This is a genomic window from Cellulosimicrobium sp. EB106-03-01-XG111, from assembly GCF_058792115.1.
Genome location: NZ_JBYTEQ010000019.1, coordinates 62,519 through 86,797, shown reverse-complemented (window position 1 = coordinate 86,797; position 24,279 = coordinate 62,519). Strand labels below are relative to the sequence as shown.

The following is a 24,279-nucleotide window of genomic DNA, read 5'->3' as shown; positions in this document are numbered from 1 at the left end:
ACCAGCGCGACCCGGCCGCGGCACGGGCGGCAGCGACGTCGGCGGCGCGGCATGATGGAGCTCCCCGACAGGCCGGAGCCCCGATGACGAACGTCGACCTCCTCACGGACGCCCACCTCACGAACGCCCGCACCGCGCCCAACGGCCGCAGCGCGGAGGTCGTGCTGCACGACGGCCCGCTGCGCCAGACGATCCTCGCGCTGCGCGCGGGCGTCGAGCTCGGGGAGCACAACTCCCCGCCCGCGGCGTCGATCCAGGTGCTGCGCGGGCGGGTCCGGGTCACCGCGCTCGGCGAGGGCGACGTCGAGCTCGGCGAGGGCGAGCTGCGCGTGCTCACGCACGAGCGGCACGCGGTCAGCGCGGTCGAGGACGCGGCGTTCCTCCTGACGACCGTGACGAGCATCCCGGCCCCCTGAGCCCCGGTCTTCCGGTCCGAGCGCCCCGCGAGCACGCGATCAGCGACCGGATCCCGACGAGAACGGTCGCGGACCCCGTGCTCGGCGGGTGGGGGTGCTGGCCGCGGCGCAGCCGCGGCCGCGGCTGCGGCGTGCGTGAGGTGGTCCTGCGAGCCGAGCGTTCGGCTGCCAGGGTGGTGCGGATGAGAGCCTCGACGACGACGACCGTCCTTGCCGCGAGCGCCCTGGTCCTCGCGGCCTGCACCGCAGCCCCCGGCGACACCCCGGGCACCCCGGAGCCGTCGGCCCCGGAACCCTCGACCTCGACCCCGGCGCCCGGTGATCCCGCCCCGGCGCTCCCGACGGACGCGCCCGCCGACGTCCTGCTGCCCGCGGGCGCGTGGGGTGCGGAGGGCGGGCGTGCCGAGGCGGAGGGGGTCGCGGACTGGCACCTCCCGGAGGCGTGCGCCGACGGCGGCCCCGCGGACGCCACGGCGATGCGCACCGCGACCGAGGGGGACGGCGCGGCCGAGGGCGTCGTGGGGGTCCACCAGGTCGCCGTGTTCGCCGACGCCGACGCCGCCACCGCCGAGGCCGCGCGGCTCGCGGACCTGCTCGCCGCGTGCGCGGCGCAGGGCGGCGCGGAGGGCACGACGTACACGGTCGAGCCGGTCGGCGTCGGCGCCCAGGGCACCGGGCTCGCCACGGACTACTACGGGTCCGGCGAGAGCGGCGACCTGGACACGGCGCTCGGGACCTACCTGACGACCACGCGGCGTGGTGCCGCGGTCGCGCTCGTCGCGCTCGACGGCGGGGAGAGCACCGTCGGCGCGGCCCGCGAGACGGTCTCGGAGCAGGCCCGTGCCGCGTGGGAGCTGCTGTGCCGGTACGAGCAGGCGGGCTGCTGACGGACGGTTCCCCGACCGGGACCGTCCTGGGCCCCGGCCCTGGAGACGCGGCGCTCAGGCCCTCACGGCCCAGGCCGCGAGCGCGAGCGCCGTGACGTCCTCCGCGACGGCGCCCGGCCAGTCGGGCCGCTCGCCGACGGCGAGGCGTCGCCACGCCGCCCCGCCCCACGTCCCGACCGCCCCGCCCGCGGCCCCCGCGGCGGCGGCGAGGACGAGCCCGACGGGACCGGTCCGGTGCCGGGCGACGAGCACGCCGCCCACGGCGCCGCTCGCGACGCGCAGGACCGGGCCGGGCGGCGCGAGCCGGCTCGGTGTCTGCGGCAGCTTGTCGCCGACCAGCTCGCCGAGGACGCCCAGGAGCGCCGCGCCGCGCGCGAGCGGCCCGGGCGCGTGACCCGACCGGCCCGACCCGCCGGGGCGCACGAGGCCGGCCAGCACCGGCGCCGCGACCCCGAGGCTGCTGCGCGAGCCCGCGGCGACGCCGAGCGCGAGCGCCCGGGCGAGCACCGCCGTCGTGCCGCGCGGCGCGGCTGCGTCCTGGGACATGGGACCTCCTGCGGCGTGGTGGGGCCCGGTCGACCGGGCTCTCCCGAACGTAACCGCTCCCGGGGCGGCCCACCCGGCGACAGGGCGCCCCGCTAGCCTGGTCCCGTGCCCGGACCCACCCTGAGCGAGGTCGCTCGTGACGCCGGCGTCTCCCTCGCGACCGCGTCCCGCGCGATCAACGGGAGCGCGAACCGCACCGTGCGCCCGGACCTGCGGGAACGGGTCCTCGCGTCCGCGCGCCGGCTCGGGTACTCCCCCGACCCGAGCGCGCAGGCCATGGCCCGCGGCCGCACGACGAGCGTCGGGCTCGTCGTGCACGACATCGCGGACCCGTACTTCTCGTCGCTCGCGGCCGGGGTCGCGGAGGCCGCCGACCGCGACGGGCTCATCGTCACGCTGACGAGCACCCGGCACTCCCCCGAGCGCGAGCGCGCGTTCGTCGAGCTCATGGACCGCCAGCGGGCGCGGGCGGTGGTGCTGGGCGGCGGCCGGCTCGCCGACGACGCCGACGGCGCGCTGCGGCACGCGCTGGAGCGGTACCGCGCGTCGGGAGGCGGCGTGTCGCTCGTCGGGCAGCCGCTCGGCGACCTGCCCGCGGTGGAGATCGCGAACGCCGACGGCGCGGCGGACCTCGCGCGCGCCCTGCACGGGCTGGGCTACCGCGCGTTCGGCGTGCTGGCCGGGCCGTCGAGCCACCGCACCGCCGTGGACCGCGCGCAGGGCTTCACCGCCGCGCTCGCCGCGCTGGGGTCCCCCGTGCCGGCGGACGCCGTCGTCGAGTGCGCGTTCACGCGCGACGGCGGCCACGGCGGCATGCACGACCTGCTCGCCCAGGTGGGTGCCGCAGGGCCCGACGGCGCGCCCCGCGCCGTCTTCGCGGTGAACGACGTCATGGCCGTCGGGGCGATGGCGGCGGCGCGCGAGGCCGGGCTGCGCGTCCCGGAGGACGTCGCGGTGGCCGGCTTCGACGACATCGTGACGCTGCGCGACGTCACCCCCGGCCTGACGACGGTCCGCATCCCGCTGACCGAGGTCGGCGAGCAGGCGCTGCGCCTGGCTCTCGCCCCGGACGACGACGCCGAGCCCCGGCGCGTGGCCGTCCGGTGCGCGGTCGTGCTGCGGGAGTCCACCCCGGCGCTCTGACGCCACGCCCGCGCTGACGGCCCGCACCTGAACGGTTGACGGATCCGTGCCTGCGCGGCATGATCGGGAGGAGGAGATACCCCCTAGGGGTATCAGCGGCCGAGAGGAGACACGGTGGACCACCGCACGGAGCACGGCCCCGGGCGCCGGACCGGCGCGGACGGCGAGCAGGGGCACCACGAGGCGCACGAGCAGCACGGGCACCACGGAGCGGCACCGAGCGCCGCCGTCGACCACGCGACGCACGACCACGCGACGCACGACCACCCCGGGCACGAGGCGTCCGTCCACGGCGACCGCGCCCCGACCGGTCACGGCGGGCACGACATGACCGGTCACGGCGGGCCCGACATGGCCGCGCACGGCGGGCACGGCGGGCACGACATGTCCGGGCACGGCGGGCACGGCGACCACGTCGGGCAGTTCCGCCGCCTGTTCTGGATCATGCTCGTCCTCGCGGTCCCCACGGTCGCGCTGAACGCCATGTTCGCGATGCTCCTGGGCTACGACCTGCCCGACGCCGCCTGGGTCCCCTGGGTGTCCCCCGTCCTCGGCACGGTGATCTACGCCTGGGGCGGGCGCCCGTTCCTCACCGGTGCGGTGAGCGAGCTGCGGAGCCGCAAGCCCGGGATGATGACGCTCATCTCGCTCGCCATCACGGTGGCGTTCGTGTCCTCGCTGGGGGCGAGCCTGGGCCTGCTCGCGCACGAGCTCGACGTCTGGTGGGAGCTCGCGCTCCTCGTCGTCATCATGCTGCTCGGCCACTGGCTCGAGATGCGCTCGCTCGCGCAGACCGCGTCCGCGCTCGACTCGCTCGCCGCGCTCCTCCCGGACGAGGCGGAGCGGGTCGCCGAGGACGGGACGGTGACGACGGTCGCGCCGACGGACCTGCGGGTGGGCGACCTGGTCGTCGTCCGGCCGGGCGGGCGCGTGCCCGCGGACGGCGAGGTCGCGTCGGGCTCCGCGGACGTCGACGAGTCGATGATCACCGGCGAGTCGCGCCCCGTGCGCCGCACCGTCGGGGACGCCGTGGTCGCCGGGACCGTCGCGACGGACGACGCGCTGCGCGTGCGGATCACGGCCGTCGGCGACGACACCGCGCTCGCAGGCATCCAGCGGCTCGTCGCGGACGCGCAGGCGTCGTCGACGAAGACGCAGCGGCTCGCGGACCGCGCCGCCGGGTGGCTGTTCTGGTACGCGCTCGGCGCAGCCGCCCTGACGATCGGCCTGTGGCTCGTCTTCGGCACGCCCGAGCAGGCGCTGATCCGGGCGATCACCGTCCTCGTCATCGCCTGCCCCCACGCGCTGGGCCTCGCGATCCCGCTCGTCGTCTCGCTGTCGACGGAGCGCGCCGCGAAGGCCGGCGTCCTCGTCAAGGACCGCCTGGCGCTCGAGCGCATGCGCACCGTGGACACCGTCCTGTTCGACAAGACGGGGACGCTGACCGCGGGGGAGCCCGTCGTCGTGCACGTCGCGACCGCGGGCGGCACGTCCGAGGCCGCGCTCCTCGCGCTCGCCGCGGCGGCCGAGGCGGACAGCCAGCACCCGCTCGCCCGGGCGATCGTGCGGGCGGCCGAGGAGCGGGGTGACGACGTCCCCCGCGCCACCGACTTCCGGTCGCTCACGGCCGTCGGCGTCGAGGCGACCGTCCCGACCCCCGACGGCGCCCGCCGCGTCGCGGTCGGCGGTCCCGCGCTCCTGCGCGAGCGCGGTCTCGACCCCCTGCCCGACGCCGCGACGTGGGCCGAGGACGGGTCGACCGTCCTGCACGTGGTCGTCGCGGGCGACGCCGGCACCGCGTCCGACTCGCGGTCCGGCGAGGTCGTGGGCGCGTTCGCCCTGGCGGACGCGATCCGTCCCGAGTCGCGCGAGGCCGTCGACGCGCTGCACCGGCGCGGCATCCGGGTCGTCATGATCACCGGCGACGCCGAGCCCGTCGCCCGAGCGGTCGGGCGCGAGCTCGGCATCGACCAGGTGTTCGCGGGCGTGCGCCCCGAGGACAAGGACGCGAAGGTCGCGGAGCTGCAGCACGATGGGCGCGTCGTCGCGATGGTCGGCGACGGCGTCAACGACGCCCCGGCGCTCGCCCAGGCGGACGTCGGCATCGCGATCGGCGCGGGCACCGACGTCGCGATCGCCTCGGCCGGGGTGATCCTCGCGAGCTCCGACCCGCGCGCGGTGCTGTCGATCATCGAGCTGTCGCACGCGTCGTACCGCAAGATGCAGCAGAACCTGTGGTGGGCCGCGGGCTACAACATCGCGGCCGTACCGCTCGCCGCGGGCGTGCTCGCGCCCGTCGGGTTCGTCATGCCGATGGCGGTGGGCGCGATCCTCATGTCCGCGTCGACGGTGATCGTCGCGCTCAACGCGCAGCTGCTGCGTCGCACGGACCTCGACCCGGCGCGGCTCGCGGCGCGCTGACCCGGGCCGCGGTGACCCGGGCCGCGAGGCCCGCCCCGACCACGAGGTTGCCGTCGCTCTCCCGCGGAGGACGACGGCAACCTCGTGGTCGGCCACGCGGAGGGTCGTGCTCGACCGCGAGGAACGTCGTGCGCGCTGCAAGACTGGGACGGTGACCACGCCGACCCCCGACGACCGGCCCGTCGCCGGCGTCCTGCTCACGCCCGGAGCCGGCGCGAGCCGCGAGCACCGCGCGCTCGTCGCGATCGACGAGGCGCTGGGCGCCCTCGACCCGCCCGTCCCCGTGCGCCGCGTCGACTTCCCCTACCGGATCGCCGGCAAGCGGATGCCCGACCGTCCGCCCGTCGCGGTCGCGCACGTCCGCGCCGAGGCGGAGGCGTTCGCCGCCGAGCTCGGCACCACGACGGACCGCCTCGTGCTCGGCGGCCGCTCGTACGGCGGCCGCATGTGCTCGATGGCCGTCGCCGAAGGGCTCCCCGCTGCCGGGCTGGCCCTCGTCAGCTACCCGCTGCACCCGCCGGGCAAGCCCGAGCGGCTGCGGACGGAGCACTTCCCCGACCTCCACGTGCCGGTCCTCCTCGTGTCCGGGCGCACCGACCCGTTCGCGACGCCGGACGAGCTCGCCGAGCACACCGCCGCGATCCCCGGTCCCGTCACGCGCGTCGAGCTGCCCGGGGCCCACGACCTCAAGGGCCAGGACGCGGCCGTGTGCGAGGCCGTCGTCCGGTGGCTCGCGACGCTCGGAGCCTGACGCGCCTCAGGCGCCACCACGGCGTTCCGACCGGCCCGCACGACTGCGTACGATGTGCCGCGGACCACACCCGAACGACCCGGAGGTGTTGATGCGCGCCGCTGGCCGCCTGCTCGCCCTCGCACCCCTGGCGGTGCTCGTGGTGGCCGTCACCGCCGCACCCGCGACCGCCGTCGGCCGGGACGGCGAGAGCGGGCTCGAGGTGAGCGTCGACGGCGTCTCGTTCGACCCGGAGCGGCTCTGGTCCGAGTGGGGCGCCGTCTCCTACGCCGTGAGCGCGCCGGACGGGAGCCGCGAGCGGTACTACTCCGACTCCTACGGCCCGCGCGACTCCGCGGACGGGTTCCTCGCCTTCTCGGTGCCGACGCGCACGTTCCCCGACGGCTACTGCGTCACGTGGGCCCAGGTGTCCGGGCTGCGGGCGCAGCACGCGCGCTGGAACGGGGACGACCCCGTCTGCACGACGGCGCAGGTCGCGCCCTCCCCCACGACGCCGCCCCCGGCCCCGGCCACCGACGCACCGGTCGCCTCGCCCCCGGCCGAGGAGCCGCCCGCCGCGGCGACCGTGGAGGCGCCCGTCGAGACACCGGACGCGCCGGAGCCCGACGTCACGGAAGAGCCGACCGAGGAGCCGACGGAGGATCCGACGACGGCCGCTCCCGTCGAGCCGACGCCGACCGTCGCGCCCACGACCGCGGGCCCCGACCCGGTGCGCGTCCCGCTCGCCTCCGTCGACCGGACGGCGCCGCCCCCGCCCGCGGGCGAGGCCTTCCCGACCTTCGCCGCGGTGGGTGTCGGCGGGCTCGTCGCCGCCGCGGCCGGCGGTGTGATCCTGCTCGTGCGCCGCGTCGGCTGAGGCCTCGACGAGGCTCTGCGGCGGGCCGGGGGTCCACGGCGACACCGTGCTCCGGGAGCAGAAAAGGCCGGGTCCGAAGACCCGGCCTTTTCTGCCGTGATGGAGCCGCCTAAGGGAATCGAACCCTTGACCTATTCATTACGAGTGAATCGCTCTGCCGACTGAGCTAAGGCGGCGTGCTACGTCCCGGTCCGCTCGGCGAACCGGTGGCAACGAGCGCCTACTGTACCCAACGACCGGGCCAGATTCCAAAGCGGCCCCGAGGGCCGCCGTCGGGCGCCCTCCGCGTCAGCAGCGGAGCCCGTCCTCGGGGACGGTCCCGTCCACGAGGTACGCGTCGACGGCGTCGCTCAGGCAGTCGTTCGCGCGGCCGTAGGCGGTGTGCCCCTCGCCCTCCCAGGTGACCAGGACGGCAGAGTCGAGAGTCTCGGCGAGGCCCTCGGCCCACACGTACGGGGTGGCCGGGTCGTTGGTCGTCCCGATGACGAGGATCGGTGCGGCGCCCTTCGCGGCGAGGTCGAACTCCTGGTCGACGACGGGGTACGCCCAGCCGTCGCACGTGAGCCCGCCGAACGCGAAGAAGTAGCCCATCGTGGGGGCCTCCTCCTCGAGCCGCTCGAGCTGGGCCTGCATCGCGGCCGGGTCGTCGTCCTGACGGCCGTCGAGGCAGTTGACCGCCCGGAACGCCTCGGACGAGTTCGACGCGTACGTGCCGTCGGCGTTCCGGTCGTTGTAGAAGTCGGCGAGGTAGAGCAGGCCGTTGCCGGTGCCCTCCTCGATCGCCTCGGTGAGCGCCTGCGTGAGCACGGGCCAGCTCTGGTCGTTGTACAGCGTGACGGCGACGCCGTAGAAGCCGAGCGTCTGCGTCACGCGTCGGCCCGAGTCCGTGGGGAGCGGGTTCGCCTTCGCGGCGTCGAGGAGCGAGCGGATCTGGCGCATCCCCGCGTCCGTGTCGCCCTTCAGGGGGCACCCGGCACCGGCCTGGCAGTCCTCGACGTACGCGCGCAGGGCGTTCTCGAAACCGACGGCCTGCTGCTCGGAGATCTCGTCCGGGTCGAGCGAGGTGTCGATCGCGCCGTCGAGCACCATGCGGCCGACCTTGTCCGGGAACAGCCCCGCGTACGTGGCTCCGAGCTGCGTGCCGTACGAGTAGCCGAGGTACGCGAGCTTCTCGTCGCCGAGGACGGCGCGCAGCATGTCCATGTCGCGCGCGGCGCTCTGGGTGTCCACCTGGCCGAGCAGCTCGCCCGTGTTCTCGGCGCACGCGTCGGCCCAGGCGCGGCGGTCCTCCGCGAGCGCCTCGAGCCCCGCCTCGTCCGTGTCGAAGTCGCGCGACAGGGACTCGTCCTTCGCGGCGTCGTCGAGGCACACCACGGGCGACGACTGGCCGACCCCGCGGGGATCGAAGCCCACGAGGTCGTAGGCCGCGGTGACGCTCTCGCCGACGGTCGGCGCGAGGGACGCGATGAAGTCGACCCCTGACGCGCCGGGGCCGCCGGGGTTGGTGAGGAGCGAGCCGATGCGCTCGCCGGTCGCGGGCTGGCGCTTGACCGCGAGCTCGATCTCGCCCGCCGCCGGGTCCTGCCACGAGAGGGGGGCGCGCGCCGTCGAGCACTCCCAGCCGGCCCCGCACCCCTCCCACGCGAGGGTCTGCCCGTAGAACTCCTCGAAGCCCTCCGGTCCCGTCTCGCCCGTGCCGGTCGACGACGACGTCGCGACGTCCTCGACGGGTGTCTGCTGCTTCGGGGGTGCCGAGCACGCGCCCGCGACGAGAGCCAGCACGAGGGTCGCGGCGCAGGCCAGGGCGCGGCGAGCGGGGCGGGAGGAGGGGGACGTCGTCACCCGGACACGGTAGCCGCTCGCCCGTCGCGCGGGAGACGGCCCACCGGCGGCGGCCCGTCCTTTCACGCGCTCTTCACCGCGAGGGTCGTCAGCCCGCGGTCCAGGCGAACTCGCCGGCCGATCCCTCGGCCGGCGGCGGCACGACGACGGTCCCGTGGTCCCCGAGCACGACGCTCACGTCGGCGCTCGCGTCCACGTCGTCGGGCACCGCGACGACGGACGTCGCGGGCACGTAGTCCATGGTGCACGCGGTGTCGGCGGGGATGTCGACGAACGACACGACGACGTCGCTCCCCTCGACCGCGGCGTCGTCCTCGGCGAGCACCGGGCACGTGCTGGACCCGAAGGTCACGACGAGCAGGAGGCCCGGCTCGGCGCTCCACGCGGCACCGGTGCCGCCCTCGGTCGGCGCGTCCGCGCCGGGCGGCAGGCCCTTGCCGTGCGCGCCCGCGACGACGTCCATCGTCGCGGCGTCAGGCAGGCCCTGCTGCTCGTCGGTGGCGTCGTCGGTCGGCTCCGTGGAGGGCTCGCCGTCCGGCTCGGTGGTCTCCTCGGCGGCGCTCGTGGAGTCGCCGCCCCCGTCGGTGTCGGACGCGCACGCTCCGAGCAGGGCGACCGCGGCCGTGAGGGCGAGCGCCGCGGTGACGCGGGCGGTCCGGGTGGCGGGACGACGGGCGGGGACCATGAGGACTCCTCGGTCGGCGACGGGTGCGCGACCATCGTGGTCCGCGCGGGGCCCTCGCGCGCGCCGAACCGCCGACGCGCCGCGGGATCGTGACCCGACGGTGACCCGGGGTGGGAGCATCCCCGCATGGACGCACCGCACCCGACCCGCGGCACCGAGCGGCCCCCGCTGCCCTGGGGCCTGCGCACCGACCTCCTGCGGCACGGCGACGGCGGCGACTCGAGCCGGGTCGGCTACGTCGAGCTGTTCTTCGACCTCGTGTTCGTCTTCGCGGTCACCCAGCTCTCCCACGGGCTCATCGCCCACCCCGGCGTCGAGGCGCTCGGCCACACGCTCCTGCTCGGCGTCGCCGTGTGGTGGGTGTGGGTCGACACGATGTGGGTGACGAACTGGCTCGACCCCGAGCGCCTGCCCGTGCGCGCGCTGCTCGTGGTGCTCATGCTGCTGGGCCTCGTCCTCGCGAGCGCGATCCCGGAGGCGTTCGGCGACAAGGGCCTGCTGTTCGCCGTCATGCTCGTCGCGATGCAGGTGGGGCGCAGCCTCTTCACGATGGTCGCGATGGGCCGCGTGTGGCCCGAGAACGCGGTGAACTTCGTCCGCATCACGACGTGGCTCGCGGCGTCGGGCGCGCTGTGGGTCGCGGGCGGCCTCGTCGAGGAGCACCGGCTGCTGCTGTGGGTGGCCGCGGCCGCGATCGACGTCGCCGGGCCGCGCGCCATGTTCTGGCTCCCCGGGATCGGGGCGTCGCGCGCGAGCACGTGGGTGGTCCGCGGCGAGCACATGGCCGAGCGCGTCAGCCTGTTCGTCATCATCTGCCTGGGCGAGTCGATCATCGTCACCGGCGCCGCGTTCGCCGAGCTCCCCCTCGACCTCACGACCGTCTCCGCGTTCTGCTCCGCCTTCGCGAGCACCGTGCTGATGTGGCTGCTGTTCTTCGACCGGTCCGAGCGACGCGCCACCGAGTACTTCACGTCGCGCACCGAGCGCGGGATGGTCGCCCAGACGGCGTACACGTACGTCCCGTTCGTCATCGTCGCCGGGATCGTGCTCACCGCCGTCGCCGACGAGCTCGTGCTGCTGCACCCGCTCGGGCACGACGGCGGCCACGCCGACGCGTGGACCGCGGGGCTCGTGTGCGGGGCGGCGGCGACGTACCTCGTGGGGAACGCGCTGTTCCGGCGTGCGACGGGCGGGCGCTGGTCGCTCCCGCACGTGCTGGGCGCGGTCGCGGTCGGCGTCCTCTTCGTCGGCCACGCGTGGCTCTCGCCGCTCGCCCTCAACTGGACGACGGACGGCGTCCTGCTCGCGGTCATCGTGGGCGACGTGGTGCGCGCGCGGCGGGCCCCGGGCGAACGGTCGGACGCCCCGTCGGTCGAGCCGTCGGGTGCGCCGTCGGACGGGCCGGGCGCGCCGTCGGGGCCGCCGGCCGGGACGCCGTGAGGCGGGGACCGCGCGTCTCGCCGGGCGCGATCGTCGCGACGTCGCTACGTTCGCCCTGATGGCGCGGGGCAGCAGGCCGTCGCGTCGCGGTACCCGTCGAGAAAGGGCGTGACCGTGGACTTCTGGGACTTCTTCTGGCTCCTCGTGTGGAGCTTCTTCTTCATCGCGTACCTCATCGTGCTCTTCCAGATCATCGCGGACCTGTTCCGTGACCGGGAGCTGTCGGGGTGGTGGAAGGCGGTCTGGATCATCTTCCTCATCTTCCTGCCCGTGCTGACGTCGCTCGTCTACCTCATCGCGCGCGGGCGCGGCATGGCGGAGCGGCAGGCCGCGGCCGTCGTCCAGGCGAAGCACGACACGGACGCCTACATCCGCCAGGTCGCGACGACGTCGCCGGCCGAGCAGATCTCGCACGCCAAGGCGCTCCTCGACTCGGGTGCCATCACGCCCGAGGAGTTCGCGCAGCTCAAGGCCAAGGCGCTCGCCTGAGCGTCGGCCCGCCCCATCGGGCCGGGCGCACCCGCGTGCGGGTGGGCCCGGCCCGTCCCACGATCGAGACATGACCCGCTTCGGCTACACCCTCATGACCGAGCAGTCCGGCCCTCGCGCGCTCGTGGAGCACGCGGTCGACGCGGAGCGCGTCGGCTTCGACTTCGAGGTGATGAGCGACCACTACTTCCCCTGGCTCGACGCCCAGGGCCACGCCCCGTACGCGTGGTCCGTGCTCGGGGCGGTCGCCCAGGCGACCGAGCGCGTCGGCCTCATGACGTACGTGACGTGCCCCCTCCTGCGCTACCACCCCGCGGTCGTGGCGCAGAAGGCCGCGACCGTGGCGCTCCTGTCCGACGACCGCTTCACCCTCGGGCTCGGCGCCGGGGAGAACCTCAACGAGCACGTGGCGGGCGAGCGCTGGCCCGCCGCCGGCGAGCGGCACGACATGCTCGAGGAGGCGGTCGAGATCATCCGCTCGCTGCTCGACGGCGAGCGCCTCACGTTCGAGGGCGTCCACTACCGCGTCGACTCGGCCAAGCTCTGGGACCTGCCCGACGAGACCGTCGAGATCGGGGTGGCCGTCTCCGGCCCGCAGTCGATCGAGCGGTTCGCCCCGCTGGCCGACCACCTCGTCACGACCGAGCCCGAGGCCGGCGTCGTGCAGCGGTGGTCCTCCGTCCGCGAGCACGCCGAGCTCGCGCCGTCGCGCGTCGTGGGGCAGATGCCGATCTGCTGGGACCCGGACGAGGAGACGGCCGTGGCGCGCGCGCACGAGCAGTTCCGGTGGTTCGGGGGCGGCTGGCGCGTCAACGCGGACCTGCCCACGACCGAGGCGTTCGAGGCGGCGACGGCGTTCGTGCGGCCCGAGGACGTGGCCGGGTCCATCCCGTGCGGCCCGGACCTGGACGCGGTCGTCGAGGCGGCGTCCGCGTGGTGGGAGGCCGGGTTCACCGACCTCGCGCTCGTCCAGGTGGGCGAGGTCGGGCAGCGCGAGTTCCTCGAGACCGCGGCGGGACCGCTCCTGGAGAAGCTCCGCGCGGCGGCGCCGTCGAGCTGACGGCCGTCAGCCCTGGGGCCGCAGCGCGACGACCATCGCCTCCACGGCGAGCAGCGGCGCGACGTTGCCCTCGAGGCGCTCGCGCGCGACACCGATGGCGTCCATGCGCCGCACCGTCTGCTCGGGCGTCGAGTCCTCCGCGAGCGCGCGCACCGTCTCGGCGAGCTCGCTGTTGACGAGCTCGACCTGCGCCCCGAGCTGCACCACGAGCACGTCGCGGTACAGGGAGAGCAGGTCGACCATCGCGCGGTCGAGCACGTCGCGCTGATGGCGCGTCGCGCGCCGCTTCTGGTCGGCCTCGAGGTCGCGGAGCTGGGAGCGCAGCCGCGGCGGGAGCGTCTCGCCGTCCGCGACACCGAGGGCACGCAGGAGCTCGGCCTTCTCCGCGGCGTCGCGCTCCTCCGTCGCGGCCTTCGCCTCGGCCTGCGCGAGGTCCACGAGCTCCCCCGCCGCGAGCACGGCGTCGCCCACCCCGCGAACCCGCCGCGCGAGCGAGAGCACCGACGTGCGGCGCTCGCGCGCGCCCGCGTCCCGCGCGAGGCGCCGGGCGAGGCCGATGTGGCTCTGGGCCGCGCGCGCCGCGACGAGGGCGACGTGCTCGTCGACGCCGTCGCGCTGCACGAGCAGTCCTGCGACGGCCTCGACCGGCGGCACCCGCAGCACGACCCCGCGGCAGCGCGACCGGATCGTCACGAGCACGTCCTGCGGGCTGGGCGCGCAGAGGATCCACACGGTGTGCGGGGCGGGCTCCTCGATCGCCTTGAGGAGGACGTTCGTGGTGCGCTCCGCCATGCGGTCGGCGTCCTCGACGACGATGACCCGGCGCCGACCCTGCGACGGGCTGCGGCTCGCGACCGTCACCAGGTCGCGCACGTCGTCGATCTTGATGGTCACGAGCTCGGTCGCGACGAGCGTGACGTCCGGGTGCGTCCCGGCGAGCGTCGTGCGGCACGCCTGGCAGCGCCCGCAGCCGCCCTGCTCGCACTGGAGCGCCGCCGCGAACGCGCGCGCGGCGTTCGAGCGGCCGGACCCGGGCGGGCCGGTGAGCAGCCACGCGTGGGTCATCGCGGCGGGGTCGGTCGCCGCGGCACGGAGCGTCGCGACGGCCTGCTCCTGCCCGACGACGTCGTCCCAGACGCTCATGCGCGCGCGTCCCCGGTCGGCCGCGCCGGGGCGCCCGGCAGCAGGTCCGTGCCCGGCGCGTAGCCGATCGCGCTGTCCGTGTCGTCGAAGCCGTCGTCGGGCAGCGCGGCGACCGTGTCCTCGGCCTCCTCGACGACGGGCGTGAGCTCGAGCCGCGCAGCGACGTCGACCCGGATCTGCGCCTGGAGGTCGTCGACCGACCCCGCGGCGTCGAGGACGACCCAGCGGTCCGGGTCGGACGCCGCGCGCGTGAGGAACGCCTCGCGCGTGCGGCGGTGGAACTCGGCGCCCGCGCGCTCGAGGCGGTCGTGCTGGCGGCGGATGCGCCCGGCCGCGACCGCCGGGTCGAGGTCGAGCAGGATCGTCACGTCCGGGAGGAGGTCCTGGACGGCCCAGCGCGAGATGAGCTCGACCTCGTCCGCGCCGAGCTCGCGCCCGCCCGCCTGGTAGGCGACCGACGAGTCGAGGTAGCGGTCCGTGACGACGATCGCCCCGCGCTCGAGCGCGGGGCGCACGAGGCTCGCGACGTGGTGCGCGCGGTCCGCGGCGTAGATGAGCGCCTCCGTGCGGGGGTCCATGTCCTGCCCGTGGAGCACCGCGGCGCGCAGCTCCTTGCCGAGCTCGGTGCCGCCCGGCTCGCGCGTCAGCACGACCTCGCGCCCCGTGAGCTCGCCGAGCCACTGCCCGAGCAGGCGCGCCTGCGTCGACTTGCCGACGCCGTCGCCGCCCTCGAAGGAGATGAAGTACCCGGGTGCGCTCACGGCGACCACCCTAGTCGCGACGTCGGACACGGGCCGGTCCCCCGGGGCGCCGGACGCGCGGGATAGCCTCGGGCCATGCCCGATCCCGTGACCGCCCCCGTGACGGACCCCGCGCCCGCTCCCCTGCCCGCCCCCGGCGTCGCGTTCGCCGGCCGGACGTTCGACGCCGTGCTGTTCGACATGGACGGCACGCTCATCGACTCGGTCCCGGCGGTGGACCGGAACTGGCGTCGCTGGGCCGCGGAGCACGGCCTGCCCGACGCCGAGGAGTTCCAGATCCAGCACGGCACCCCGGCGCGCACGCTCATCGCGACCCTCCTGCCGGCCGACCAGGTGGAGCCCGCGTACGAACGCATCCACGAGCTGGAGCTCGAGGACAACGAGGGCGTGACGATCCTCCCCGGGACGCGCGACGCGCTCGCCGTCCTGCCCCCGGAGCGGCAGGCGATCGTCACGTCGTGCACGCGCCCCCTCGCGGCGGCGCGCATGGCCGCGTCGGGCCTCGTCGCGCCGTCGGTGGTCGTCACCGCGGACGACGTCGCCCGCGGCAAGCCCGACCCGGACCCGTTCCTCCTCGGAGCCGAGCGCCTGGGCGTCGACCCGACGCGCTGCCTCGTCGTCGAGGACGCCCCGGCCGGGGTCGCGTCGGCCCGCGCGGCGGGCTGCGCCGTGCTCGTCGTCACGGGCACGCACACGGCCGACGAGCTCGCGTCCGCGTCCCCCGCACCCGACGCGCTGGCGGCGGGTCTGGCGGCGGTGCGCTTCACGGTCGACCCGGACGGAGTCCGCGTCACGGACGCCTGACCCCGCCGACCATGCGGTCGTCTCCCGTCCTCGTCCCCTGACGGGCCAGAACCGCATGCTCGGCGGGATGCCGTCGGTCAGTAGACCCCGGCGCGTCGGGCGGCCGCTACCACCTTCGACGCGGCGGCGTGGACCTCCGCGAGCTCGTCGAGGGTGAGGCCCGTGGCGGCGACGATGGCGGGCGGGATGCGCTCCGCGTCGCGACGCCGCGCGCGCCCCTCGGGCGTGAGCGTCACGCGGACCTGGCGGCCGTCGTCGGGCGAGCGGGAGCGTCGCACGTACCCCAGGCTCTCCAGCCGCTTGAGGAGCGGCGACAGCGTCCCCGCGTCGAGGTGCAGCCGGGCCGCGAGGTCGCCGACGGTCGACGTCGTCCCCGCCGCGTCGTCCTGCCACAGCGCGAGCAGCACGAGGTACTGCGGGTGGGTGATGCCCAGGGGCTCGAGCAGCGGCCGGTACAGGGCGACCATGCCGCGGGCCCCCGCCGAGAGCGCGAAGCAGACCTGCGCCTCGAGCGCGAGCGGGTCCGCGAACAGCGTCGCCGCGCCCGGTGCGGACGCCCCGCCGTTCTCCTCGCTCGCCATGGCGCCATGCTACCGAGGATCGCGCTATTGTTGGTACACCAATCATTGGTGCACCAACCATCAGCCGACGAGCACCAGCCACCGGCCCCCGGGGCCGGCGACGCGACACCAGCGGAGGACACCGTGGCGCGCAAGAACGACAAGCGCACGCTCGGCATGCGCATCACCGAGGGCTTCCTGCCGATCTTCGGCCCGGCACAGCTGGGGCGACAGGAGGCCGACGGCCGCGGCGTGTCCGACGCCGAGCGCGAGCGCGACCAGGAGCTGCGCACCCGCTTCGAGCGGGTCACCGGCCCCGACGGCCGCAGCTACGTCGTCGAGCACACCGACTGACGCGGCTCCCGCCTGCCGCGAGATCGACCCGCGCGTCGCCAGATCGACCCGCCGCAGGTCGATCTCGACCGCGCGGGTCGATCTCGCGTCCGAGCATCACTCCCCGGGGTAGACGACCCCGACCTGGCGGCGCACCTCGTCGAGCGTGCGCATGACCTCGAGCGTCGAGTCCCACGACATGCGCGGGCTCTGCGTCTCGCCCGCGGCGACGCGGCGCGCGACCTCGGCGGCCTGGTACTGCTTGCCCTCGCCGGAGAAGCCGTCGTAGTACCAGGACGCGCCGTCGTGCCGGACGACCCGGAACGACGTCGGCGCGTAGAATGTGCCCTCGACCTCGATGCGGCCCGCCGTGCCCGAGATCACCGCCGTGTTCGCGGTGCGCGACCACAGCGTGGTCGAGAGCGTCGCCTGCGTGTCGCCGTAGCCGAGCACGATGCTCACCTGCCCGTCCACGCCCGTCTCCGTGAGCGCCCCGACGGCCGTCACCGACGACGGCGCGCCCAGGAGGTCGTGCGCGAACGACACCGGGTACACGCCGAGGTCGAGGAGCGCTCCGCCCGCGAGCTCCGGCGCGTAGAGCCGGTGCTCGGGGTCGAACGGGAACCACTGGCCGTGGTCCGCGCTGAGGTTCACGACGTCACCGATCTCGCCGCGCGCGATCACCCCGCGCAGCGCGGCGACGTGCGGCAGGAAGCGCGTCCACATGGCCTCCATGACGAACACGCCCGCCTCGCGCGCGGCGTCGAGCACCTCGACCGCCTCGGCCTCGTTGCGCGTGAACGCCTTCTCGACGAGGACGTGCTTGCCCGCGCGGATCGCGAGCAGGGCGTGCTCGTGGTGGTGCGAGTGCGGCGTCGCGACGTACACGACGTCCACCTGCGGGTCCTCGACGAGCTCGTCGTAGCCGTGGTGCGTCGTGGGCACGCCGTGCGCCGTCGCGAAGCGCTCGGCGCGCACGCGGTCGCGCGACCCGACCGACGCGACGCGACCCTGCGTGTGGAGGCGCACCGCCTCCGCGAACGACGAGGCGATGCCGCCCGCACCGAGGATGCCCCAGCGGATCGGGGGTGCGCTGCGCGGGTCGGGGACCGTGCCCGTCACCTCCGCGGACAGGTCGGGGAACGGGTGGACGCCGGAGGCGGCCGGGGACTCGTCCGGGTGCGCGGCGGGCGGCGGGGCGACGGTGCTCATGAGGCCCACGCTATCGCCCCGCGGCCGCCCCACCCGCGCTCGTCCACAGCCCGCACGACGGACCCCGCCACCGCTCGCACGCGCGTCTCCCCCGCACCTCCCGCCGGACCTCCCCCGTGCGGGTGGTGCGCGCGGCGGTGCGGCACGTCACGATGGGGGCATGACGCCGCCCGCGCACCGGACCGAGACCGCCGACGCCGACGCGCGGGCGCCCGAGGCGCGGGCGAGCGCGCGCGACCTCGTCAAGGTCTACGGCTCCGGCCCGACGGCCGTGCGGGCGCTCGACGGCGTCGACGTCGACTTCGCACGCGGCCGCCTCACCGCGATCATGGGGCCGTCCGGCTCCGGCAAGTCGACGCTCATGCACTGCCTCGCCGGGCTCGACTCCCCGACGTCCGGCAGCGTCGTGATCGACGGGCAGGAGATCAGCCGGATGTCGCAGCGGCGGCTCACGGCGCTGCGCCGCACGCGCGTCGGGTTCGTCTTCCAGGCGTACAACCTCGTCCCGACGCTCACGGCCGCGGAGAACATCACGCTCCCCCTCGACATCGCACGCATGCGCGTCGACCGCGACTGGTTCGACGAGGTGACGACCGCCGTCGGGCTCACCGACCGCCTGCACCACCGCCCCTCCGAGCTGTCGGGCGGGCAGCAGCAGCGCGTCGCGTGCGCGCGGGCGCTCGTGTCGCGGCCCTCGATCGTGTTCGCCGACGAGCCGACCGGCAACCTCGACTCGCGCTCCGCGGGCGAGGTGCTCGCATTCCTGCGCCGCTCCGTCGACGAGCTCGACCAGACGGTCGTCATGGTCACGCACGACCCGCGCGCGGCGTCGTACGCGCACCGTGTCGTCTTCCTCGCGGACGGTCGCCTCGCGGGCGAGCTGCACGACCCCACGCAGCAGGACATCCTCGACGCGCTCGCGCTCGCCGCGGACGACGCCGCATGATCCGCGTCGCGCTGCGGGGCGTGCGCGCGCACGTCGTGCGGTTCGTCCTGTCGGTGCTCGCCGTGACGCTCGGCGTCGCGTTCGTCGTCGGCACGTTCGCGTTCCGCGGCATGCTCTCCTCGACGTTCGACGACATCATCGCGACGACGCTCACGGCTGACGTCTACGTGCGCGGCGCGCAGGAGGTCGAGGGCGACGCGTCCGGACCGGCCGGCGGCGGCGCGGCCGGCGGGGGCGGGTTCGCGGGCGACCGCACGCTCGTCCCGGCGGACCTCACGGAGGAGATCGAGGACGTCGACGGCGTCGAGCGGGCCGTGCCGGACGTGTCGGGGCCCGTCGTGCTCGTCGCGGCCGACGGCACGGCCGTCGTGACGACCGGGCCGCCGAGCACGGCGTTCTCCGTCGACCCGGAGGACCCGAGCCTCACGCTGCTCGACGGCGCGTGGCCCGGCCCGGGCGAGATCGTGCTGGAGCAGAGCGCGGCGCAGACCGCGGACCTCGCCACGGGCGACGAGACGACGGTCGTGCTGGGCGGGGAGCCGCGCCCCGTGACCGTGTCCGGCGTGTTCGGCATCGAGGCTGCCGCCGCGGGTGCGGTTCTCGTCGGGATCGACGGCGACACCGCGCGCGAGGTCTACGCGCCCGACGGGCTGGTGCCCCAGATCGCCGTCTGGGCCGACTCGTCCGGGCCGGTGGACGAGGACGCGCTCGCGGACCGCGTCGCGTCGGTCCTGCCGTCGGGCGCGGAGGCCGTCACGGGCGAGCAGGCGCGGGCCGAGGCGAGCGAGGCGGTCGAGGAGGTGCTCGGGTTCGTCGAGACCTTCCTGCTCGTGTTCGCCGCCATCGCGCTGTTCGTCGGCGCGTTCATCATCGCGAACACGTTCGCCATGTCGGTCCGCGAGCGGCTGCGCGAGCTCGCCCTCCTGCGCGCGCTCGGCGCGTCACCGGGCCAGGTGTTCGCGTCGGTCCTCGTCCAGGCGCTCGTCGTCGGGCTCGTCGGTGGCGGGCTCGGCGTGCTCGCCGGAGCCGGGCTGGTGCGGGTCATCCGGTGGGGGCTCGCGCTCGCGGGCATGGAGTTCTCGGGGCGCGTCCCGCTCGGCGCGCCGCAGGTCGTGGCCGCCGTCGCGCTCGGGGCGGTCGTCAGCGTGCTCGCGGCCGTGCTGCCCGCGCGGCGGGCCGCCGCGATCCCGCCCGTGCAGGCGATGCGCGACGACGTCGCTCCCGACCGCGGCACCGGCCTGCGGGCCGTGGGTGGCGTGGTCGTCGTCGCGGCGGGCGCCGGGGTCCTGTGGCTCGCGGCGTACCTGGGGTCCTCGGTCGTGGACGCACCGACCGGCTGGGCCTGGGTCGACGGCCTGAGCCCGCGCGTGCTCCTCGGCGTCGGGGCCGGGCTCGTGCTCGTGGGCGTGCTCGTCGGGTCGCCGGCCGTCGCGCGGGGCGTGCTCGCGGTGCTCGCGTGGCCGCTCGTCGTCACGCTGCGCCCGCTCGGTCGCCTCGCGCGCGGCAACGTCACGCGCAACCCCCGCCGCACCGCGAGCACCGCCGGGGCCCTGCTCATCGGCATGGCCCTCGTGTCGGTCACAGGCGTCATCGCCGCCTCCACCCAGGCGTCGGTGCGGAGCATCGTCGAGAACGAGGTGCGAGCCGACCTCGTGGTCGACTCCGCGACCCTCGTCGTGCCCGAGGGCGCGGTCGAGGCCGTCACCGCGACGCCGGGCGCCGCCGTCGTGGACACGGTCCGGCTCGGGTCGGCGTCGGTCGCCGCGGTCGGCGGCGGCTCCGGCTCGGACGACAGCGCGGCCGACGGCACGGACGACGGCGCGCGCGGGACCGACGTCGCGGGCGTGCCCGCCGGGTTCTTCGACACCGCGCTCGAGCCCGTGACGCTCGCCGGGGACCCGACGTCCACGCTCGAGGACGGGGACGTCGTCGTGCACCGGCGCACCGCGCGCGAGCGCGGCTGGGAGGTGGGCGACACGCTGCGGCTCGGCGAGGGTGATACCGCGGTCGAGGCGCGTGTGGGCGCGGTGATCGACAGCCAGCTCGTGGGGACCGGGGTCCTCGTGCGCGACGACGTGTTCGACGCCGTCGTGCCGGCCGCCCAGACGAGCGTGCGGATCGTCTACGTGTCGGCGGCCGACGGCGCGAGCCCCGCGGAGGTCGAGGAGCTGCGCACCGCGCTGACGTCGGCGGTCGAGCCGTTCCTCGTCGTCACGGTGCTCGACCGGGAGCAGACCGCGTCGGCGTTCGCCGACCAGGTGAACCAGGTGCTCGTCATCCTCTACGCCCTGCTCGCGCTGTCGATCGTGATCGCGCTGCTCGGGATCGTCAACACGCTCGCGCTGTCGATCATCGAGCGCACGCGCGAGATCGGGCTGCTGCGCGCCGTCGGGCTGGGACGCCTCCAGCTCGCCGGGGTCATCGCGATCGAGTCGGTGCTCACCGCCGTCTACGGGACGGTGCTCGGCGTCGCGACGGGCATCGGCATCGGCGCCGCCCTCCCGGGCGTGCTGGCCGACGAGGGGCTGAGCACGCTCGCCGTGCCGTGGGGCCAGGTGCTCGCGATCCTCGGCGTCGCCGTCGTCATCGGGCTCGTTGCCAGCGTCTGGCCCGCGATCCGCGCCGCCCGCCTCCCGGTCCTCGACGCGGTGACCGTCGACTGACACCCCGCCTCCCGCTGAGTGCGGGAGTTCGTCGCGTCCGGGAGGCCCCGGCGCGACTGTTTCACGCACTCACGGGACCGGGAGGGGGGCCGGGGTGCGGTAGCGGCGCAGCGGGGCGTTGCGCCACGCGACGAGCCCGACGACGGCGCTCGCCACCAGCCCGCCCGCCACCAGGGCGACGGGCGCGGACGTCAGCGACGCGAGCACTCCCCCGCGGAAGTTCCCGACCTCCGGGCCGGCGACGCCCACCACGTGCTCGACCGAGGACACCCGTCCGCGGAACTCGTCGGGCGTCTCGAGCTGCACCAGCGCGCCGCGCGTCACGACCGAGACGGTGTCCGCCGCACCGGCGACCGCCAGGCACGCGAGCGCGAGCCACAGCGGCCCCGCGAGCCCGAACCCGGCGAGCGCGACGCCCCACGTCGCCGCCGCAGCGAGCTGCAGCGCGCCCGAGCGCGGCGCCCGCGTCACGGCCCCCGACAGGAGGCCGGCGCCGATCCCTCCCACCGCGACCGCCGAGAGGAACAGGCCGAGGGTGCGGGGGTCGCCGTCGAACCGGATCTCGTTGACGAGCGGGAAGAGCGAGACGGGCATGGCGAGCACGGTCGCCGCGACGTCCGTCGCGAACGCGCCGCGCAGCGTCGGCTTGCGCCACACGATCGACCACCCGCCCGCGGCCGCCCGACGGCGCGGCGCGGGCCCGGGCGTCGCGGCGGCCGGGCCCGTCGTGGCCGAGGGGCCGGCGGAGAGCGGGGGCAGGGGCGGGAGGCGCACGAGCCCGAGCAGCGCGACGACGGCGGCCACTGCCTGGAGGCCGTACGCCGCGGGCAGGTCCCAGCGCGCCAGGACGAGGCCCGCGAGCGCGGGCCCGACCAGCATGGCCACCTGGAACGCGAGGTTCTGCAGCGCGAGCCCCGCCGCCACCTGGTCGGGCGGCAGCAGCCGGGGCGGCACGGTCCGACGCGCCGGCGAGCCGAGCGCGTTGCACGCCGCGCCTGCCGCGACGAGCCCGAGCAGGAGCCACACCGACCGGTTCCCCGCGAGCGCCTGCGCGGCGAGGCCGGCCGCGGCGAGCACCTGCCCGACGGCGGCGAGACGCATGAGGGTGCGACGGTCGTGGACGTCGGCGAGATGGCCTCCCACCAGCCCGAGCGTCAGGAGCGGGACCGCGGTCGCGAGGCCGATCGTGCCCGTCCACAGCGGGCTGCGGGTGAGCTCCCAGACCTGGAGCAGCACCGCGACGTTCGCGATCTGGAAGCCGAGGCCACCCACGGCCGACCCGGCCCACAGGTCGCGGTACGCGCGGCTCGCGCGCAGCGGCCGCAGGTCGAGGACGTGGTCGCGCACCTCAGCGCTCCCGCGGCGCCGGGTGGCCGGCCGCGTCGAGGCGCTCGACGAGCCGCTCGCGCAGCGACCTGCGGGCGAGCACGCGCTCCAGCTCGACGACGACCGCGCTCAGCGCGTGCGGCAGCTCGTCGTCGATCTCGGCGACGGACTCCTCGGTCGCCCGCCACTCCGCCTCGAGGAGCGGGACGAGCTCGCGCGCTCGTGCGGTGAGCGCGACGCGTCGCGTGCGGGCGTCCGCGCCGGGCTCGGTCTCGACGAGGCCCTCGCGCCGCATCGCGGTGACCGTCTGGCTCATCGCCGAGTGCGTCCGCCCGAGCGAGGCCGCGAGCTCCCGGATGGTCAGGGGTCCGGTGTGCGCGAGCCGGATGAGCGGGTAGACGAAGCGCGGGCGCACGCCCACGATCCCGCGGTCCGCGTAGACGGTCTCGATCTCGTCGTCGAGGCGTCGGAGCACGGCGTGCAGGGAGTCCCAGCGGCCGGGGACCGTGGTCGGGTCCGAAGAAGTCATAGCGCTGTTATAACAGCACTCATACGCTCAGGTCGAGACTCGCCGTCCAACTACTAGGTTGCTGCCCTAACTAGATAGTCGTACTGTCTAGCCATGAGGTTCGACGAGCGGCTCGACCGCGAGCTCCTGCGCGGCGTGCTGCCGCTGTGCGTGCTCGCGGTCGTCGCGACCCACGGCCCCACCTACGGCTACGCCATCACGCGGTCGCTCGCCGAGGCGGGCCTCGGCACCGTCAAGGGCGGCACGCTCTACCCGCTGCTGCAGCGCCTGGAGGACGACGGCCTCGTCACGACCTCCTGGCACCAGGGGGACCGCGGGCCGAGCCGTCGGTACTACGCCGTCACGGACCAGGGCCGTGGCGCGCTCGCCGACGCGACCTCGCGCTGGGACGCCGTGACGTCGGCGGCGACCACCCTCGTCGCGGGCGCCTCCGGCGCGCCCTCGCCGGACGACCCGAGCCCGACCGCGGGCCTCGCCCCTCACGTCGGCGCGCACAAGGGCGCCGACCCAGGACCAGAACTTGCCCCGGCGCCGGGCGCGATCCCGGCCGACGCATCCCCTCCCGACCCCACCCCGACAAGGACCCCCCGATGAGCGACACGACCCGCTACACGATCGAGCGCCGCCACGCGCCGCACGTCGACCCGCGCTGGGCCGAGGCGCTCCTGCTGGAGCTGCGGCTCCAGGGCGTCGCCGGAGCGCGCATCGGCGCGGTGCTCGCCGAGGTGGACGCGCACGTCGTCGACTCCGGCGAGACCGCCCAGGAGGCGTTCGGCGACCCCGTCGCGTACGCGCGCTCGCTCGACCTGCCCGAGGACCCCGCCCAGTCGAGCTCCTCGATCGGGCGGACGGTGGCCGCCTCCGCCGTGCAGACGGTCGGGATGCTCGGCGTGCTGTGGTCGCTGCGGCCCGCGCTCGACGGCGCCGCCCTCGTGGTCCCGGCCGGGATGCTCCTCGTCCTCGTCGCCGCGCTCGCGGGGTTCGTCGGGCTGTGGCGCGCCGGCGACCGGCTGCTGCGCGCCGCGCTCGCCCACCCCGTGCTGACCGTCCTCGGGAACATGGTCGTGACGGCTGCCCTCGTGGCCGTCGCGGTCACGCTGCGCGCCCCGGTCGCCACCCTGCCCGCGGTCCCCGTCCTGGTCGCGGCCGCGCTCGCCCTCGCCGCAGGGACCGTCTGGGGTCTGCGCGAGCAGGGCTCCGGCGATCCCGTCGTCGACCCGCGCGACGACGCACCGCACGACCGCACCGACCGCACCGGGCGCTGGGGTGTGCTGCTCCTGCCCGCCGTGACGGTCGTGCTCGGCTCGATCGCGCTGCTGGCCCGCTGACCCGAGCGGGACCAAGGTCACGCGCCCCGGCGTCCCGGTGGTGGTCCCCGGGGACGCGTGACACGGTGGGGAAGGCCGGCGGGCACCGGCCTCGCACGGCTGCGGCGCGCCCGACGGCGACCCACCGACTCCACAGGA

The 24,279-nt window shown here is 75.9% G+C and carries 24 protein-coding genes and 1 tRNA gene; 15 read left to right on the top strand and 10 right to left on the bottom strand.

The window, feature by feature from the left end; translation table 11 throughout:
* Positions 1-83 precede the first annotated feature (83 nt).
* Both AC3WT4_RS15275 and AC3WT4_RS15270 read left to right on the top strand, forming a co-directional pair.
* Positions 84-416 (top strand): cupin domain-containing protein, encoded by a 333-nt coding sequence (locus tag AC3WT4_RS15275; protein ID WP_074810261.1) that lies wholly within the window; start codon positions 84-86, stop codon positions 414-416.
* A gap of 182 nt (positions 417-598) precedes the next feature.
* On the top strand, positions 599-1,303 hold the full coding sequence (locus AC3WT4_RS15270) for a hypothetical protein (RefSeq protein WP_492315829.1): 705 nt from the start codon (positions 599-601) through the stop codon (positions 1,301-1,303).
* Between the two features lie 54 nt (positions 1,304-1,357).
* Here AC3WT4_RS15270 and AC3WT4_RS15265 read toward each other — a convergent pair whose 3' ends face one another.
* The gene (locus tag AC3WT4_RS15265; protein WP_492315828.1) at positions 1,358-1,849 is read right to left on the bottom strand and encodes a hypothetical protein; all 492 of its coding nucleotides are present in this window, start codon (positions 1,847-1,849) and stop codon (positions 1,358-1,360) included.
* 105 nt (positions 1,850-1,954) lie between these two features.
* Between AC3WT4_RS15265 and AC3WT4_RS15260 the strand changes: the two genes are divergently transcribed.
* From AC3WT4_RS15260 to AC3WT4_RS15245, 4 genes are all read left to right on the top strand, one after another.
* Complete coding sequence (locus AC3WT4_RS15260) at positions 1,955-2,992, top strand: LacI family DNA-binding transcriptional regulator (RefSeq protein ID WP_492315827.1); 1,038 nt, start codon at positions 1,955-1,957, stop codon at positions 2,990-2,992.
* A 114-nt stretch (positions 2,993-3,106) separates the two neighbouring features.
* Positions 3,107-5,413, top strand: a complete 2,307-nt coding sequence (locus AC3WT4_RS15255) for a heavy metal translocating P-type ATPase (protein ID WP_492315826.1) — start codon at positions 3,107-3,109, stop codon at positions 5,411-5,413.
* Positions 5,414-5,564: 151 nt separating this feature from the next.
* On the top strand, positions 5,565-6,164 hold the full coding sequence (locus tag AC3WT4_RS15250; protein ID WP_074810465.1) for an alpha/beta family hydrolase: 600 nt from the start codon (positions 5,565-5,567) through the stop codon (positions 6,162-6,164).
* Positions 6,165-6,255: 91 nt separating this feature from the next.
* Complete coding sequence (locus AC3WT4_RS15245; protein WP_492315825.1) at positions 6,256-7,020, top strand: hypothetical protein; 765 nt, start codon at positions 6,256-6,258, stop codon at positions 7,018-7,020.
* A gap of 100 nt (positions 7,021-7,120) precedes the next feature.
* Here the strand turns inward: AC3WT4_RS15245 and AC3WT4_RS15240 are convergent.
* From AC3WT4_RS15240 to AC3WT4_RS15230, 3 genes are all read right to left on the bottom strand, one after another.
* Positions 7,121-7,196: transfer RNA gene (locus AC3WT4_RS15240), tRNA-Thr, on the bottom strand.
* A 112-nt stretch (positions 7,197-7,308) separates the two neighbouring features.
* Positions 7,309-8,862: an alpha/beta hydrolase gene (locus AC3WT4_RS15235; RefSeq protein ID WP_074810275.1), complete on the bottom strand. Its 1,554-nt coding sequence runs from the start codon at positions 8,860-8,862 to the stop codon at positions 7,309-7,311.
* An 88-nt stretch (positions 8,863-8,950) separates the two neighbouring features.
* On the bottom strand, positions 8,951-9,547 hold the full coding sequence (locus AC3WT4_RS15230; RefSeq protein WP_074810279.1) for a hypothetical protein: 597 nt from the start codon (positions 9,545-9,547) through the stop codon (positions 8,951-8,953).
* 126 nt (positions 9,548-9,673) lie between these two features.
* Between AC3WT4_RS15230 and AC3WT4_RS15225 the strand changes: the two genes are divergently transcribed.
* The 3 genes from AC3WT4_RS15225 (at position 9,674) to AC3WT4_RS15215 (ending at position 12,536) form a co-directional block, all read left to right on the top strand.
* Complete coding sequence (locus AC3WT4_RS15225; protein ID WP_492315824.1) at positions 9,674-10,987, top strand: low temperature requirement protein A; 1,314 nt, start codon at positions 9,674-9,676, stop codon at positions 10,985-10,987.
* 108 nt (positions 10,988-11,095) lie between these two features.
* A complete protein-coding gene (locus AC3WT4_RS15220) occupies positions 11,096-11,476 on the top strand; it encodes an SHOCT domain-containing protein (RefSeq protein ID WP_108051002.1) in 381 nt (126 codons plus the stop codon).
* Positions 11,477-11,546: 70 nt separating this feature from the next.
* Positions 11,547-12,536 carry a TIGR03557 family F420-dependent LLM class oxidoreductase gene (locus tag AC3WT4_RS15215; RefSeq protein ID WP_492315823.1) on the top strand — a complete coding sequence of 330 codons (990 nt, stop codon included), beginning with the start codon at positions 11,547-11,549 and terminating at the stop codon, positions 12,534-12,536.
* A 6-nt stretch (positions 12,537-12,542) separates the two neighbouring features.
* Here AC3WT4_RS15215 and AC3WT4_RS15210 read toward each other — a convergent pair whose 3' ends face one another.
* Together AC3WT4_RS15210 and tmk are read right to left on the bottom strand one after the other, a co-directional pair.
* The gene (locus AC3WT4_RS15210; RefSeq protein ID WP_074810288.1) at positions 12,543-13,679 is read right to left on the bottom strand and encodes a DNA polymerase III subunit delta'; all 1,137 of its coding nucleotides are present in this window, start codon (positions 13,677-13,679) and stop codon (positions 12,543-12,545) included.
* Positions 13,676-14,440, bottom strand: a complete 765-nt coding sequence (tmk, locus tag AC3WT4_RS15205) for a dTMP kinase (RefSeq protein WP_492315822.1) — start codon at positions 14,438-14,440, stop codon at positions 13,676-13,678. Before tmk ends, AC3WT4_RS15210 begins: the two co-directional genes overlap by 4 nt.
* Before the next feature lie 75 nt (positions 14,441-14,515).
* On the opposite strand from tmk, the gene AC3WT4_RS15200 reads away from it, so the two are divergent.
* Positions 14,516-15,244, top strand: a complete 729-nt coding sequence (locus tag AC3WT4_RS15200; RefSeq protein ID WP_108051006.1) for an HAD-IA family hydrolase — start codon at positions 14,516-14,518, stop codon at positions 15,242-15,244.
* 77 nt (positions 15,245-15,321) lie between these two features.
* Here AC3WT4_RS15200 and AC3WT4_RS15195 read toward each other — a convergent pair whose 3' ends face one another.
* The gene (locus AC3WT4_RS15195; RefSeq protein ID WP_074810292.1) at positions 15,322-15,825 is read right to left on the bottom strand and encodes a MarR family winged helix-turn-helix transcriptional regulator; all 504 of its coding nucleotides are present in this window, start codon (positions 15,823-15,825) and stop codon (positions 15,322-15,324) included.
* Positions 15,826-15,948: 123 nt separating this feature from the next.
* Between AC3WT4_RS15195 and AC3WT4_RS15190 the strand changes: the two genes are divergently transcribed.
* A complete protein-coding gene (locus AC3WT4_RS15190; RefSeq protein ID WP_021482922.1) occupies positions 15,949-16,158 on the top strand; it encodes a hypothetical protein in 210 nt (69 codons plus the stop codon).
* 96 nt (positions 16,159-16,254) lie between these two features.
* Here AC3WT4_RS15190 and AC3WT4_RS15185 read toward each other — a convergent pair whose 3' ends face one another.
* Positions 16,255-17,349: a Gfo/Idh/MocA family protein gene (locus AC3WT4_RS15185; protein WP_108051028.1), complete on the bottom strand. Its 1,095-nt coding sequence runs from the start codon at positions 17,347-17,349 to the stop codon at positions 16,255-16,257.
* A 160-nt stretch (positions 17,350-17,509) separates the two neighbouring features.
* On the opposite strand from AC3WT4_RS15185, the gene AC3WT4_RS15180 reads away from it, so the two are divergent.
* Both AC3WT4_RS15180 and AC3WT4_RS15175 read left to right on the top strand, forming a co-directional pair.
* Positions 17,510-18,295 (top strand): ABC transporter ATP-binding protein, encoded by a 786-nt coding sequence (locus tag AC3WT4_RS15180; RefSeq protein ID WP_492315821.1) that lies wholly within the window; start codon positions 17,510-17,512, stop codon positions 18,293-18,295.
* Positions 18,292-20,958 (top strand): ABC transporter permease, encoded by a 2,667-nt coding sequence (locus AC3WT4_RS15175; RefSeq protein ID WP_492315820.1) that lies wholly within the window; start codon positions 18,292-18,294, stop codon positions 20,956-20,958. The genes AC3WT4_RS15180 and AC3WT4_RS15175 overlap by 4 nt, the downstream gene beginning before the upstream one ends.
* Before the next feature lie 69 nt (positions 20,959-21,027).
* On the opposite strand, the gene AC3WT4_RS15170 is transcribed toward AC3WT4_RS15175, so the two are convergent.
* Both AC3WT4_RS15170 and AC3WT4_RS15165 read right to left on the bottom strand, forming a co-directional pair.
* Positions 21,028-22,305: an MFS transporter gene (locus AC3WT4_RS15170; RefSeq protein WP_492315819.1), complete on the bottom strand. Its 1,278-nt coding sequence runs from the start codon at positions 22,303-22,305 to the stop codon at positions 21,028-21,030.
* A gap of 1 nt (position 22,306) precedes the next feature.
* Positions 22,307-22,813 (bottom strand): MarR family winged helix-turn-helix transcriptional regulator, encoded by a 507-nt coding sequence (locus tag AC3WT4_RS15165; RefSeq protein ID WP_108051013.1) that lies wholly within the window; start codon positions 22,811-22,813, stop codon positions 22,307-22,309.
* Between the two features lie 93 nt (positions 22,814-22,906).
* Between AC3WT4_RS15165 and AC3WT4_RS15160 the strand changes: the two genes are divergently transcribed.
* Positions 22,907-23,407, top strand: coding sequence for a PadR family transcriptional regulator (locus AC3WT4_RS15160; protein ID WP_074810307.1), 501 nt, complete (start codon positions 22,907-22,909; stop codon positions 23,405-23,407).
* On the top strand, positions 23,404-24,141 hold the full coding sequence (locus AC3WT4_RS15155; RefSeq protein WP_492315818.1) for a hypothetical protein: 738 nt from the start codon (positions 23,404-23,406) through the stop codon (positions 24,139-24,141). Before AC3WT4_RS15160 ends, AC3WT4_RS15155 begins: the two co-directional genes overlap by 4 nt.
* Positions 24,142-24,279 lie beyond the last annotated feature (138 nt).

What these genes read in the sequence shown, in the direction of transcription:
- AC3WT4_RS15275 (WP_074810261.1), top strand. Translation starts at nt 84, where the DNA reads ATGACGAACGTCGACCTCCTCACGGACGCCCACCTCACGAACGCCCGC.
- AC3WT4_RS15270 (WP_492315829.1), top strand. Translation starts at nt 599, where the DNA reads ATGAGAGCCTCGACGACGACGACCGTCCTTGCCGCGAGCGCCCTGGTC.
- AC3WT4_RS15265 (WP_492315828.1), bottom strand. Translation starts at nt 1,849, where the DNA reads ATGTCCCAGGACGCAGCCGCGCCGCGCGGCACGACGGCGGTGCTCGCC.
- AC3WT4_RS15245 (WP_492315825.1), top strand. Translation starts at nt 6,256, where the DNA reads ATGCGCGCCGCTGGCCGCCTGCTCGCCCTCGCACCCCTGGCGGTGCTC.
- AC3WT4_RS15230 (WP_074810279.1), bottom strand. Translation starts at nt 9,547, where the DNA reads ATGGTCCCCGCCCGTCGTCCCGCCACCCGGACCGCCCGCGTCACCGCG.
- AC3WT4_RS15225 (WP_492315824.1), top strand. Translation starts at nt 9,674, where the DNA reads ATGGACGCACCGCACCCGACCCGCGGCACCGAGCGGCCCCCGCTGCCC.
- AC3WT4_RS15215 (WP_492315823.1), top strand. Translation starts at nt 11,547, where the DNA reads ATGACCCGCTTCGGCTACACCCTCATGACCGAGCAGTCCGGCCCTCGC.
- AC3WT4_RS15210 (WP_074810288.1), bottom strand. Translation starts at nt 13,679, where the DNA reads ATGAGCGTCTGGGACGACGTCGTCGGGCAGGAGCAGGCCGTCGCGACG.
- AC3WT4_RS15200 (WP_108051006.1), top strand. Translation starts at nt 14,516, where the DNA reads ATGCCCGATCCCGTGACCGCCCCCGTGACGGACCCCGCGCCCGCTCCC.
- AC3WT4_RS15195 (WP_074810292.1), bottom strand. Translation starts at nt 15,825, where the DNA reads ATGGCGAGCGAGGAGAACGGCGGGGCGTCCGCACCGGGCGCGGCGACG.
- AC3WT4_RS15185 (WP_108051028.1), bottom strand. Translation starts at nt 17,349, where the DNA reads ATGAGCACCGTCGCCCCGCCGCCCGCCGCGCACCCGGACGAGTCCCCG.
- AC3WT4_RS15180 (WP_492315821.1), top strand. Translation starts at nt 17,510, where the DNA reads ATGACGCCGCCCGCGCACCGGACCGAGACCGCCGACGCCGACGCGCGG.
- AC3WT4_RS15175 (WP_492315820.1), top strand. Translation starts at nt 18,292, where the DNA reads ATGATCCGCGTCGCGCTGCGGGGCGTGCGCGCGCACGTCGTGCGGTTC.
- AC3WT4_RS15165 (WP_108051013.1), bottom strand. Translation starts at nt 22,813, where the DNA reads ATGACTTCTTCGGACCCGACCACGGTCCCCGGCCGCTGGGACTCCCTG.
- AC3WT4_RS15160 (WP_074810307.1), top strand. Translation starts at nt 22,907, where the DNA reads ATGAGGTTCGACGAGCGGCTCGACCGCGAGCTCCTGCGCGGCGTGCTG.
- AC3WT4_RS15155 (WP_492315818.1), top strand. Translation starts at nt 23,404, where the DNA reads ATGAGCGACACGACCCGCTACACGATCGAGCGCCGCCACGCGCCGCAC.